Annotated in this window: 12 protein-coding genes; 8 read left to right on the top strand and 4 right to left on the bottom strand. The window is 68.2% G+C overall.

Annotated elements, in window-relative coordinates; translation table 11 throughout:
• Positions 1-3 precede the first annotated feature (3 nt).
• Positions 4-1,092: an NAD(P)/FAD-dependent oxidoreductase gene (locus tag B215_RS0118340; RefSeq protein ID WP_019371103.1), complete on the bottom strand. Its 1,089-nt coding sequence runs from the start codon at positions 1,090-1,092 to the stop codon at positions 4-6.
• Positions 1,089-2,030 (bottom strand): alpha/beta fold hydrolase, encoded by a 942-nt coding sequence (locus B215_RS0118335; protein ID WP_019371102.1) that lies wholly within the window; start codon positions 2,028-2,030, stop codon positions 1,089-1,091. The genes B215_RS0118340 and B215_RS0118335 overlap by 4 nt, the downstream gene beginning before the upstream one ends.
• Before the next feature lie 49 nt (positions 2,031-2,079).
• On the opposite strand from B215_RS0118335, the gene B215_RS0118330 reads away from it, so the two are divergent.
• The 8 genes from B215_RS0118330 to B215_RS20725 all read left to right on the top strand — a co-directional run bounded on the left by B215_RS0118330 (position 2,080) and on the right by B215_RS20725 (position 9,683).
• Positions 2,080-2,553, top strand: a complete 474-nt coding sequence (locus B215_RS0118330) for an A24 family peptidase (protein WP_019371101.1) — start codon at positions 2,080-2,082, stop codon at positions 2,551-2,553.
• A 57-nt stretch (positions 2,554-2,610) separates the two neighbouring features.
• Entirely contained in the window at positions 2,611-3,636 is a 1,026-nt protein-coding gene (gene cpaB, locus B215_RS0118325) for a Flp pilus assembly protein CpaB (RefSeq protein WP_026009398.1), read from the top strand.
• Between the two features lie 2 nt (positions 3,637-3,638).
• A complete protein-coding gene (locus B215_RS0118320) occupies positions 3,639-5,156 on the top strand; it encodes a type II and III secretion system protein family protein (RefSeq protein WP_019371099.1) in 1,518 nt (505 codons plus the stop codon).
• Between the two features lie 21 nt (positions 5,157-5,177).
• Positions 5,178-5,816 carry a CpaD family pilus assembly lipoprotein gene (locus tag B215_RS0118315; RefSeq protein WP_019371098.1) on the top strand — a complete coding sequence of 213 codons (639 nt, stop codon included), beginning with the start codon at positions 5,178-5,180 and terminating at the stop codon, positions 5,814-5,816.
• Positions 5,813-7,090 carry an AAA family ATPase gene (locus B215_RS0118310; protein ID WP_019371097.1) on the top strand — a complete coding sequence of 426 codons (1,278 nt, stop codon included), beginning with the start codon at positions 5,813-5,815 and terminating at the stop codon, positions 7,088-7,090. The genes B215_RS0118315 and B215_RS0118310 overlap by 4 nt, the downstream gene beginning before the upstream one ends.
• An 11-nt stretch (positions 7,091-7,101) precedes the next feature.
• Positions 7,102-8,082, top strand: a complete 981-nt coding sequence (locus B215_RS0118305; protein WP_026009397.1) for a type II secretion system F family protein — start codon at positions 7,102-7,104, stop codon at positions 8,080-8,082.
• A gap of 4 nt (positions 8,083-8,086) precedes the next feature.
• A complete protein-coding gene (locus B215_RS0118300; RefSeq protein ID WP_019371095.1) occupies positions 8,087-9,073 on the top strand; it encodes a type II secretion system F family protein in 987 nt (328 codons plus the stop codon).
• A gap of 61 nt (positions 9,074-9,134) precedes the next feature.
• Positions 9,135-9,683, top strand: coding sequence for a hypothetical protein (locus B215_RS20725; RefSeq protein WP_019371094.1), 549 nt, complete (start codon positions 9,135-9,137; stop codon positions 9,681-9,683).
• A 72-nt stretch (positions 9,684-9,755) separates the two neighbouring features.
• On the opposite strand, the gene B215_RS0118290 is transcribed toward B215_RS20725, so the two are convergent.
• Both B215_RS0118290 and ppdK read right to left on the bottom strand, forming a co-directional pair.
• Positions 9,756-10,238 carry a chorismate--pyruvate lyase family protein gene (locus B215_RS0118290; RefSeq protein WP_019371093.1) on the bottom strand — a complete coding sequence of 161 codons (483 nt, stop codon included), beginning with the start codon at positions 10,236-10,238 and terminating at the stop codon, positions 9,756-9,758.
• Complete coding sequence (gene ppdK, locus B215_RS0118285; protein WP_019371092.1) at positions 10,238-12,901, bottom strand: pyruvate, phosphate dikinase; 2,664 nt, start codon at positions 12,899-12,901, stop codon at positions 10,238-10,240. The genes B215_RS0118290 and ppdK overlap by 1 nt, the downstream gene beginning before the upstream one ends.
• Positions 12,902-12,916 lie beyond the last annotated feature (15 nt).

Raw genomic sequence — 12,916 nt, 5'->3', positions numbered from 1 at the left:
CAATCAAGCCTTGGCGTCCAGGAATCGGGCAGGAAGATAGCGCGCTGGATCGATGTCGAACTCCGCTGCGGTACCCAGGATCGCGGCGGCCGCAAGCCCGGCAGCCGCCGGCGCCGTCTGGATGCCGAAGCCCCCCTGCCCGGCGCACCAGAAGAAGCCGGGAACCGCCGGGTCGGGGCCATAGACGGGGCGGCGATCGGGCGCGAAGCTGCGCAGCCCGGCCCATCGATGCTCGAGCGCCGCGACGCGCCAGTCCACCGCCCGTTCGAAACGATCAATCGCAATGGCGATGTCGATCTCCTCGGGTGCGGCGTCGCAGGGCGGGCTGTCGATCTCGTCATGCGGCGTCAGCCACAAACGCCCGCCGGCCTCGGGCTTGAAGTAGAAGCTGCCGCCCAGGTCGCTCACCAGCGGGCAGCCCGCCGGCGGCGCGGGATCGGTGCGCAGTTGCACCATCGTCCGGCGATAGGCGCGGATGCCGATCCGCGCCGCCCCGGCCAGCGCCGCCACCGCATCGGCCCAGGCGCCCGCCGCGTTGGCGAGCAGATCGGCGGTAAAGCGCCCGGCCTGCGTGTCGATCGTCCATGCGCCCGCCGCGCGCGTCAGGCCGGTCACCCCGGCGGACAGGTGCAGCACCGCTCCCGCGCGGCGGGCCTCGCCAAGGAAATGCTGATGCAGCGCGGCGACGTCGATATAGGCGCAGCCGGGTTCGTGCACCCCCAGCGCCCATTCGTCGCGCAGGCCCGGAATGCGCCCGCGCGGGTCCACCGGCTCCAGCGTCACGCCGCTGTCGGCGAACGTCGCGAGGAACGTGTCCACCGCCGCTTCGTCGCCGCGGCGCGCGATGTGCACCTCGCCCAGCGGATCGAGGAAACCGCCCGCGCGCAGCATCGGCCCGGAAGCAGTAGTCAGTGGCTGCACGTCCGGCCCGCCATAAGTTTCGGACCAGAACGCGGCCGAGCGCCCGGTGGCGTGATAGCCGGGACGATCCTCTGCCTCCAAGAGCAGCACGCGCATTTGCGGCGCCAGTGCGGCGGCAAGGCTCGCGCCCGCGATCCCTGCACCGATGATGGCAATGTCGAACCGGCTCATCGGCGCGCCGCCCGTGCCGCGAGAAACGCATCGATGGCCGCGAGCGCACGCTCCCGCACCGGATCGGCTTCGCGCAAAATCTCATGCGCGCTCTCCGGCCCGAAGCGCACCAGTTGTCCGTCGGGAAGGCGGGGCGCGATCCGCAGCGCCGCCCGTGCGTCCACCAGCCCATCGGCTTCGGCGACGAGCAGCAGCAGCGGCACCGCCACGTGTTCGATCGGGCCCGCTTCCAGCGCAGCCATCGAGTCGAAGGCTGCGAGCAGCCAGCGCCAGCTCGGCGGCCCGGTCAGCAGCGCGGGTGCCTCCGTCTGCCACCAGATTTCGTCGGCATAGCGGTCGGGATCGTGCGTCAACAGGCGCGAACGGGTTTCGGTGGTGTAGGGCTTCTCATTGCCCTTCCATGCCGGCCGCCCGGCATCCCCCAGCCGCGCGAGCAGCCGCGCCGCCGGTGCCGCGAGCCGACCGAGCGGACTGCGCACGCCCAGCATCGGTGCGATCAGCACGGCAGCGTCGGGCGCGATGGCATGTTCCGCCAGCGCGCGCAGCACAAGATGTCCACCCATCGAATGGCCCATCACGACATGCGGGCCCGGCGTGGACGCCGCCCATTCCCGATAGAAAGCAGCGAGATCGGCGATATAGGTCGCGAAATCGTCGATGTCGCCGCAATTGGCCTTGGTCGTCAGTCGGCCGGAACCGCCCTGCCCGCGCCAATCGAAAGCGGCGATGTTCCATCCTTCGTCATGCCAATGGCCGAAGCTTTCCAGATATTTCTCGAAAACGTCCCCGCGGCCGGTCTGAAACAGCATGCTGCCCCGCGCCGGCGCGGATTCCGCCGGCCAGCGGAAGCGCCGCAGCGCCCAGCCGTCGCGCGCGATCCACGAATCGACCAGGGCCTGCGGAGGAATGGCGCGGCGCAGCTTCGGTAAATCTGCCATGGTTCGTGGTTACGGTTTCGTAAGCCCGCCCGTCTAGCCACTTGGCCCCATGGGGGCGATCTTCTCAGCGGTTCTGCTCGGCGCGCTGGTGCTGCTGCTGCTCGCAGCCGGCGTGCAGGACGTGCGCACGCGTGAGATCGGCAATCGCAGGAACGCGGCGATCGCGCTGCTCGCACCGGCATGGTGGTGGGCGCAGGGGCTGGCGGCCTGGCCGGATATTGCCCTCCAGATCGGATCTGCCGCGCTCGTCTTCGCGCTGTTCGCCGGCGCCTTCGCGCTCGGCCAGATGGGTGGGGGGGACGTGAAGCTGATCGGTGCGGTCGCGCTGTGGTTGCCGCTGCTGCCGCTGCTGCGGATGCTGGTGGGCATGGCGCTGCTGGGCGGTGCGCTGACCCTGGCGATGCTCGCTTATGCGCGGCTGCGCCGGCACGACGTCCGCTCGATCGAGATTCCCTACGGCGTGGCGATCATCGCGGCGACGCTGATCGCGCTGCACGAACCGATTCTTAACCGCTTTGGATGATACTTAACGCCGCCGAAACCGGGCGCGGCCAACGACACGAAAAGGTGTGATTTCAAGATGGATCCACGGAGGCTATTGCTGATCGTCGGCGCGCTTGTCGTCGCGGCGGTCACGGCGTTTCTGGCGCGCAGCCTCGTGGTGGGCACGCCTGCGCCAACCGCGGTCGCCGTGCCGGTGCTCGGCCCGCCTGCGCCACCGGCCAACACCACCGAAGTGCTTGTCGCACGCCGGGCGTTGCCGGTCGGCACGATCCTGGATGCCAGCACCGTCGAATTCCGTCCCTGGCCAAAGGAACTGGTAGCCGGCGCCTATCTGCTGCGCGGGCAGACCGATGTCTCGCGGCTGCAAGGCACCGTGGTACGCTTCGCCATTCCCGCCGGCCAGCCGGTGCCGCAGGGCGCGCTGGTCCAACCCGGAGACCGCGGCTTCCTTGCCGCCGCGCTGGGACCGGGGATGCGCGCCATAACGGTGCCGGTGTCGGCGCAGAGCGCGGTGGCCGGCTTCGTTTTCCCAGGCGACCGTGTGGACCTGATCCTCACCCAGACCGTCGACGGCGGCGGCGACGGCCCGCCGCTGCGCGCCTCGGAAACCGTACTGCGCAATCTGCGCGTGCTGGCCACCGATCAGCGCACCGACAAGCAGACCGATGGGCGCGGCAACACCGTCGTCAACGGCTATTCGACGGTCACGCTGGAGGCAACCCCGCGGATCGCCGAGAAGATCGCCGTCGCGCAGACGGTCGGCGCGCTGTCGCTCTCGCTCCGCTCGATCGCCGACGCGCCGGACGATCTGGAGGAAGCAATCGCCAGCGGCGCGATCGAGGTGCCCGACGATCCTCGCCAGGAAAAGGCGATGCTCGCTCGCCGCACCGCGCGGCCGCAGGAAGGCGGCGAAACCTTCGTAACGGGCGCCGACGTCTCCCGCTTCCAGCGCAGCACCGTACCGGGCCGATCGGAAGCCGCACCGTCGCTGTCCGCCACCGCCGCGCCGGCGCCCGCTGCCGGCAGCGCGGCGGCGGTCCGCGTGGTCCGCGTGGTCCGCGGCAATGACAGCAGCCTGGTGCCGGTGGGGGGAAAGAACTGATCATGGCGATTCAGCCGCTCCTCCGCGCCACCCTTGCGACCGCCCTTGTCGCGCTCGCGGTCGCGCCGGTCTTCGCCCAGCAACGCCCGCCACGCGCCGTCGCCCGCATGGCCCAGCTTCCGGCCGGCAGCCAGCGGCCGCAGAACGATGTCGCGCTGTCGATCGGCGAGGGCGAACTCGTCACCCTGCCCGCCGCGGCGGCCAATATATGGACATCCAATCCCGGCGTCGCCGATGTCTATGTCGCCAGCACTCGGCAGATCCATCTGTTCGGCAAGGCGGCGGGCGAGGCGACGGTGTTCGCCACCAGCGCCAGCGGTGCGATCGTCTACGCCGCCACGGTGCGCGTCAGCCAGAATCTCGGGTCGATCGATCGCATGATGAAGGCGGCGATGCCCGATGCCGATATCACCGTCACCACGGTGGGCCGGCTCGCGGTGCTGAACGGCACGGTGCGCTCGCCACAGGACAGCGAACAGGCGCAGCAGCTCGTTACCAGTCTGCTCAACCCCGATCCGAATGCCGCGTTGAAGATCGGCGTGGTCAATCGGCTGCGGACGGCCACCCCGCTGCAGGTGCAGTTGCAGGTCCGCTTTGCCGAAGTCAGCCGCAGCTTCGTCAAGAACCTGAACGTCAATCTCACCAATCGCGATCAGGGCAGCTTCCTGTTCGGCTTCCAGCAGGGCACGCAAGGGTCGATCACCACCAACAACGGGACGATCGTCGATTCGGCCAGCGGTGTGGGACCAGGCGGCAAGATCTACAAATTCCCCGCCCCTGGCAGCGGCAACAGCCTGATCGGCGCGGCCGGGCGGTTGCTCGGCACCGATCTGCTCGCCAGCCTCGATTTCGGCGAGACGATCGGCCAGGTTTCCACTCTCGCCTCTCCCAGCCTCACCGCGCTTTCCGGCGAAACGGCCAATTTCCTTGCCGGCGGCGAAATTCCGATCCCGATTGCTCAGGCGCTCGGCACCACGACGGTGGAATATAAGCAATATGGCGTCAGCCTTGCGTTCACGCCCACCGTCATGTCCGACGGCCGGATCGCGCTGCACGTCCGGCCAGAGGTGTCGCAGCTTTCCTCCTCCGGTGCCGTCACGGTGAACAACACGACGATCCCGGCGCTCACCACGCGGCGGAGCGAAACCACCGTGGAGCTCGGCTCCGGCGAAAGCATGGTGATCGGCGGCCTGCTGCAGAACAGCCACAATAATTCGATCACCAAGACGCCGGGCCTGGGCGACATGCCGATCCTGGGGGCGCTGTTCCGTTCCAACGCATTTCAGCGCAACGAAACCGAGCTGGTCATTGTGATCACCCCCTATCTCGTCCGCCCGGTCAACGCGAACCAGATCGTGCTGCCGACCGACGGCTACCGCGCGCCCAACGACTTCGATCGCCTGTTCCTGGGCAAGCTCGCCGGCAGCGGCGCCAAGCCCGCGCCCAAGCCGAATGCTGCACCCGCAGCGCCGGCCGGCAGCGCCAACCAGCCGGCGCCCGCGCCGGGCTTCAGCTTCTGATCGCGCATGAGGAGACTCCGCTTGTTCCCGCGCACCCCCCGCCCGCTCCTTGCCGCCCCGGTCCTGCTCCTTGCGGCGTGCACCGGCTATAGTAGCGGCCTCGAATCGGTCCACCAGCCGGTCGTCACCGAACAGCGTCTCGCCATCGACGTACGAGCGGAGTCCGGCGGGCTCGCTGCGGACGAAACGCAGCGGCTGGGCGCATGGATGGCGGCGCTCGGCCTGCGCTATGGCGACAGCATCGCCGTCGACGACGGAGCCGAAGGGGCGCTGGCGCGCGCGGACGTTGCGGCGCTGGCCAGCCGCTATGGCCTGACGCTGGCCGAGCGTGCCCCGGCGACCCTCGGCGCGGTCAGCCCGGGCACGGTGCGCGTCGTCGTGTCGCGTTCGATCGCCAGCGTGCCCGGCTGCCCGGAATATGCGCGCCCCGCGGCGGCGAGCGCGGACGCCAGCACCGGCTCCACCTTCGGTTGCGCAACCAACAGCAATCTTGCGGCGATGGTCGCCGATCCGGCCCATCTGGTGCGCGGCGTGTCCGATACAGCCACGCCCGATCCGGCGACGTCCGCCAAGGCGATCGCGGCCTATCGCGCTGCGGCGCCGAGCGGCGGCGGCGGCACCACGGTCAAGGCCGAGTCGACCGGAGGCTCGCCGCGGTGAACATGCCGTTCAACCCGCAGCGCGCCGGAGACCGGGAGCCCTTCGCCGCTTTCGTCTGTGACGATGCGACCTTGGAGATGATGCGACCGGTCACGGTCGAGCTTGGATGGGCGCCGGAAAAGGTGATGCGCGGCAGCCCGCGCGATGCCGTGCAGACGCTGGCCGTGTCGGCCAGCCCCAGCATTCTGTTCGTCGATCTCTCCGATTCGAGCGATCCCCTCAGCGACATCCATGCCCTTGCCGAAGTGTGCGAACCGGGCACCGTAGTGATCACCGCCGGTCAACTGAACGACGTGCGACTGTATCGCGCCCTGCTCGCCAGCAGCGTTCAGGACTATCTGCTGAAGCCTATCCACCCGGAATTGCTGCGCGAAGCCTTTCTGAACGCGCAGGCCAATCTGTACGGCGCCGATATGCGCGAGGTCCAAAGCGGTCGGCCGCACTGCGCAGTGGCAGTGATCGGCACCCGCGGGGGCGTGGGCGCGACCAGCATCGCGACGTCGCTCGCCTGGCTGATCAGCAACCAGGGACAGACCACCGCACTGCTCGACCTGGATGTGCATTTCGGTACCGGCGCGCTTTCGCTCGATCTGGAACCCGGACGCGGCTTGACCGATGCGATCGAAAATCCCAGCCGCATCGACGGGCTGTTCATCGAACGGGCGATGGTGCGCGCATCGGAACGCCTGGCGGTGCTGTCAGCAGAGGCGCCGATCCATGCGCCGATGATGGGGGACGGCGCGGTCTTCTATCAGTTGCAGGAAGAGATGCGCCACGCATTCGACTGCACCGTGGTCGATCTGCCGCGCCAGATGCTGGTGCATCACCCCCATCTGATCGCCGACGTACAGGTCGCCGTGCTCGTCACCGAACTCACGCTCGCGTCCGCGCGCGATGCGATCCGCATCCTCAGCTGGCTGAAGACCAATGCGCCGGAAACCCGCGTCCTTATCGTCGCCAACAAGGTGCCCTCGGCGGCGATGCTCGAGATCAGCCGCAAGGATTTCGAAGGATCGATCGAACAAAAGCTCGATCTGGTGCTGCCCTTCGAACCGCGGATCGCCGCGCAGGCAGCCAAGCTGGGCAAGCCCATCGCGAACGTCGCCAAGGGGCATCGCGGCCTTGCCGGCCTCGCCGATCTGGCCAGGCGCATCATCGCCATCGGTGAGGCGAGCGATGCGGGGGATGCCGCGCCTGCCAAGCCGATCGCGGGCGCATCGCTGCTCGGCCGGCTGGGCGGATTGAAGGCGCTGCTGGCCCCAAGCCGGACGTAGGGAGACGCAGCGTGTCGGTTCTGCCTGTGCTCGTTATCGGTGGCGGCGTCTCCACGACGCTGTTGCTGATCGCGCTGGCATTTTCGGGTCCCTCGACGGGGCGGGCAAGCGCGCGTCGCCTGTCCTCCCTGCGCGACCGCCACCTCACCAGCATCGACACGCCCGATGGCACGCCCGCGCAGTTGCGCGGCATTTCCACGGCGCAGGCGACCGAGTGGGATCGCATCGCGGCGCAGCTACTGCCCAACCGGGCGCAGCTGGCGAAGCGGCTCGATCGGACGGGCAAGGACTGGACCATCGGCCAATATGGCGGCGCCACGCTGGGCGTGATGCTCGCGGCGACGCTGCTCTTGCTGATGAGCGGCATGGGATCGCTGCTCGCGCTGGCGCTGGGGATCCTGGTAGGATTGGCCGTGCCGCACATGGTGCTGAATCTGTGCATCGCACGGCGCGGCGCCCGCTTCACCGCGCGCTTTCCGGACGCCATCGACCTGCTCGTGCGCGGGCTCCGCTCTGGCCTGCCCGTGCCCGAGACGATGGCCGTGGTCGGCCAGGAAGTCGACGGCCCGGTGGGTGAGGAATTCCGCGCGATCGGCGACAAGATCAAGATCGGCCGCACGCTCGACGCCGCGCTCCAGGATACCGCCGACAAGCTGGACACGCCCGAGTTCCGCTTCTTCACCATCACCATCGCCATCCAGCGCGAAACCGGCGGCAACCTCGCTGAAACGCTGTCCAATCTGGCCGAGGTGCTGCGCAAACGCGCGCAGATGCGGTTGAAGATCAAGGCCATGTCCTCGGAAGGCAAGGCCTCCGCCATGATCGTGGGGGCGCTGCCCTTCATCGTCTTTGCCCTGATCTGGTTTCTCAACAACGGCTATATGGCTCAGTTCTTTCTCGATCCCCGGCTGATGCTTGCCGGTGCCGGCGCGGTGGTGTGGATGGCGCTGGGCGCCTTCATCATGGCCCGCATGGTTCGGTTCGAGATCTAAAGCGATGTCCTCCGCTCCCCTCTCGCTTCTCGGCCTCGATCCCGGCTGGGTCGCAGCGATCCTGGCCGGCATCGCCGCGATCGCGGTGATGGTCGCCCTGTATGCTGCCTTCATCGCCACCGATCCGATGACGCGGCGTGTCCGCGTGCTGAACGAGCGGCGCGAGCAATTGAAGGCCGGCATCGTCCTCCCGGCAAAGCGCCGCGCGACGCTCGTCCAGCGCAGCGATACGACCGATCGCATCCGCGCCCTGCTCTCCGCGCTCCGCGTTCTGCAGGACGAGCAGCTCGAACAGATGCAGGTGAAGCTGTTGCGCGCCGGCATCCGCCGCCGCGAATTCGCCGTCATTCTGATCTTCGCGCGCATGATGCTGCCGATCCTGATCGGCGGCCCGGTCCTTTATATCGTCTACGGCACCGATGCGGTCGCCGACTGGTCGCCGCTCAAGGCCTATGCGCTGGCCGCCGGCGCGCTGGTCCTCAGCTACAAGGCACCGGACCTGTACCTCAACAACCGCATCCAGAAGCGCAGCCATGCGATCCGCCAGGCGCTGCCCGACGCGCTCGATCTACTGGTGATCTGCGCCGAAGCAGGCCTGACGATCGATGCCGCCTTCGCCCGCGTCGCGAAGGAGCTTGGCCGCGCCTATGCCGAACTGGGCGAGGAATTCTCACTGACGGCGATCGAGCTCGGCTTCCTCACCGATCGACGTCAGGCGTTCGACAATCTCGCCACGCGAATCGATCTGGAATCGATCCGCGGCGTGGCGACAACGATGATCCAGACCGAAAAATACGGCACCCCGCTGGCCTCTTCGCTGCGCGTACTGGCCGCCGAGTTCCGCCACGAGCGCATGATGCGGGCGGAGGAAAAGGCCGCGCGCCTGCCGGCGATCATGACCGTGCCGCTGATCCTGTTCATCCTGCCGGTACTGTTCATCGTAATCCTGGGGCCGGCTGCCTGCTCGATCCACGATACGCTGATGCGCTGAAGGATGCGCGGGAACCCGGCTGCGGCTTGCCGGTTCTGTCCGAGTTGCCGGAGCCAGAACCATGACAGAACTGCCTTTTACCACACCTCTCCAGTTTGTCGGGCTCGCGCTCGCCTTGCTCGCAGGCTGGCTGCTCGGCATGGCCACCAGCGCCAACGGGCGCCGCTGGCGCGAACAATATGAGCAGGAGCGTGACCAGCATCAGGCGGTGCGCAACGAACTGAGCACCGCCAATACCCGTATCCGCGATCTCGAAGCCGCCAATTCGCGGCTGGAGCGCAACCTGGCCGATCGCCGTGCACCCGAGCCCGCGCATAGCGATCCCAAGAGCCGCCGGGAAACGGCGATGCGCAGCTGGTTCTACGGCGGCACCGACGTGCTTTCGCGTATCCGCGGGATCGACGAACATCGCGAGCGCCAGCTCAACCAGCTCGGCATCCAGCAGTTTCGCGACATCGAAAACCTGCCGCGCGAAGACGAGCTGCCGCTGGAAGAACGGCTGGGCGTGCCCCACGGGACGATCGTCGACGAACAATGGCGCGAACAGGCGGCGATGCTGCGGAGCGGCCATGCCGAGGAGCATGAGCGCCGCTTCGGCCGCGTCGCGTAAGGATTTCGGAGCAAGCCAGCATCGCTCGGGCTCCGGCTCGGGCGATTTCTGCTTGCAGCGTATGTGGCCGCCCTACTTCAGCACGGCCGCCGTGTAATTCTCCACCACCTCCGCCAACGCACGGCCCTCCGCATCCAGCACCAGCGCGCGGTGGCGCAGCACATAGGGCGCGATGCCGGCAAGCAGCTGCTCCAGCGGCTTGCGGTGCGGCTGCAGCGGCAGGATCACCGCGCCGAACGGCCGCTCCCCTTGCTCCAACGCCGCGTTCATCTCGGGCGTGAGGCGCGCGGGCACATACCAGTTCTCCGCCACCGAGAAAGGCACGCCCGCGCAGCGGAGCACGACGCTGCGATAGGCCACCCTCTCCTCCGGCCCGACGCCGAGTCGTTTGCGTTGCTCCGGCGTCGGATCCTTGTGTGCCGCACGATCGACTTCCGCACGGATCGGCTGTCCACAGCGCCGCTCCAGCACGGCGGTGGCGGTCGCGCTGGCGAGAAGGTCGCGGCTCAACGCCGCCGCATCGTCCGTCGCCGCCGCTACCGCCACTACCAGCATCACTTTCCTCGAATGGCTGCCTGCGCTGCCGCCAGCCGCGCGATCGGCACGCGATAGGGCGAGGCCGAGACATAATCGAGCCCCGTCTTCTCACAGAATGCGATCGACGCCGGATCGCCGCCATGCTCGCCGCAGATGCCCAGCTTGATGTCAGGCCGGGTCGCACGGCCGCGGTCGGCGGCAAGCGCGATCAGCTGGCCGACGCCCTCGACGTCGAGGCTGACGAACGGATCCTTGGCGTAGATGCCCTTCTCGACATAGGTCGTCAGGAAACGCGAGGCATCGTCGCGGCTCACGCCCAGCGTGGTCTGGGTGAGGTCGTTGGTGCCGAACGAGAAGAAGGCGCCCACTTCGGCGATCTCGCCCGCCATCAGTGCTGCGCGCGGCAGCTCGATCATCGTGCCGACCAGATAGTCGAGCGTGCGGCCCTTCTCGGCGAACACCGCCTGCGCTGCCTTGTCGACCACCGTCTTCATCAGCTCCAGCTCGCGGCGGGTGCCGACCAGCGGGATCATCACTTCCGGCACCGGCGCCGCACCCGACTTCTCCGCCACCGCGATCGCCGCCTCGAAGATCGCGCGCGCCTGCATCTCGTAGATTTCGGGATAGGTCACACCCAGACGACAGCCGCGATGGCCGAGCATCGGGTTGAACTCGTGTAGCTCGGCCGCGCGGCGCTTGAGCGTGTCGACGTCCACGCCCGCCGCCGTCGCGACCTCGGCGAATTCCGCCTCTTCGTGCGGCAGGAACTCGTGGAGCGGCGGATCGAGCAGGCGGATCGTCACCGGCAGGCCCGCCATCACCTCGAAGATCTCGAGGAAGTCGCTGCGCTGTTCGGGCAGCAGCTTCTCCAGCGCAGCGCGACGGCCGGCCTCGTCCTCGGCGAGGATCATCTGGCGCACTGCGGTGATGCGCGCCGAATCGAAGAACATGTGCTCGGTGCGGCACAGGCCGACGCCCTCGGCGCCGAACTCGCGCGCGGTGCGGCAGTCGAGCGGCGTCTCGGCATTGGCGCGCACCTTGAGGCGGCGGACTTCGTCGGCCCAGGCCATCAGCGTGCCGAAATCGCCCGACAGCTCGGGCTGCACGGTCGGCACCTGGCCGGCCATCACCTCGCCGGTGGCGCCGTCGATCGTCACCATGTCGCCCTCGCGGACCTCACGGGTGCCGACACGCATCACCTTCTCGCGCGCGTTGATCGACAGGCTGCCCGCGCCGGAGACGCAGGGACGGCCCATGCCGCGCGCCACGACCGCCGCGTGGCTGGTCATGCCGCCGCGTGCGGTGAGGATGCCGCGCGCCGCGTGCATGCCATGGATGTCCTCGGGGCTGGTCTCGACGCGGATCAGGATCACCGCGTCGCCGGCATTGGCGCGCTTCTCCGCCGTGTCGCTGTCGAACACCGCGAGGCCCGAGGCGGCGCCTGGGCTGGCGGGCAGGCCCTTGGTCAGCACGTCGCGCGGCGCCTTGGGATCGAGCGTCGGGTGGAGCAGCTGGTCGAGCGCCTGCGGATCGACGCGCAGGATCGCCTCCTCGCGGGTGATCAGCCCCTCATTCGCCATGTCGACCGCGATCTTGAGCGCCGCCTTGGCGGTGCGCTTGCCGCTGCGGGTCTGCAGCATCCACAGCTTGGCGCGCTCGACGGTGAACTCGATGTCCTGCATGTCGCGGTAATGCGTTTCGAGCCGGTCGAACACCGCCGCCAGCTCGCCATAGACCTCGGGCATCGCCTCTTCCATCGAGGCAGGCTTGGCGCCTGCCGCCTCGCGAGCGGTCTTGGTCAGATATTGCGGCGTGCGGATGCCAGCGACCACGTCCTCGCCCTGCGCGTTGATCAGGAACTCGCCATAATAGGCCCGCTCGCCGGTCGAAGGGTCGCGGGTGAAGGCCACGCCCGTCGCCGAGGTGTCGCCCATATTGCCGAACACCATCGCCTGCACGTTCACCGCGGTGCCCCAATCGGCCGGGATGTCGTTCAGCCGGCGATAGACCTTGGCGCGCTCCGACTGCCACGATCCGAATACCGCGCCGATCGCGCCCCAGAGCTGGTCGTGCACGTCCTGCGGGAACGGCTTGTTCCACAGCTCCTCGACGATCGCCTTGTACTCGGCGACCAGCGCCTGGAGGTCGCCGGCCGACAGCTCGGTATCGAGCGTGAAGCCGCGATCTTCCTTGGCGATCTCCAGCGCGTCCTCGAACCGGCCATGGTCGAGACCGAGCACGACATCCGCATACATCTGGATGAAGCGGCGATAGCTGTCCCAGGCGAAGCGGTCGTCGCCGCTGGTGGCGGCCAGCCCCTGCACCGTCTGGTCGTTGAGGCCGAGGTTGAGCACAGTGTCCATCATGCCCGGCATCGACACGCGCGCGCCCGATCGGACCGAGACGAGCAGCGGATCGCCCGCGTCGCCGAACTTCTTCTCGGTAATGCCTTCGATATGCGCGATGCCGTTCGCGACTTCGGCCTTCACGCTTTCGGGGAAGGTCTCGCCTTCCTCATAATAACGCGTGCACATTGCCGTCGAAATGGTGAAGCCGGGCGGCACCGGGAGGCCGATCGAGGCCATCTCGGCAAGGTTCGCGCCCTTGCCGCCGAGCAGAAACTTGTCCCCCGCACCACCGTCCGAAACACCACCGCCGAAGCGGTACACATATTGCGTCATTCTGATCCCCTTCCG

It is taken from the genome of Sphingomonas sp. ATCC 31555 (genome assembly GCF_000282895.1).
Taxonomy (GTDB): domain Bacteria; phylum Pseudomonadota; class Alphaproteobacteria; order Sphingomonadales; family Sphingomonadaceae; genus Sphingomonas.
The sequence above is the reverse complement of the archived record's forward strand: the minus strand, read 5'-3'. Positions and strand labels throughout refer to the sequence as shown.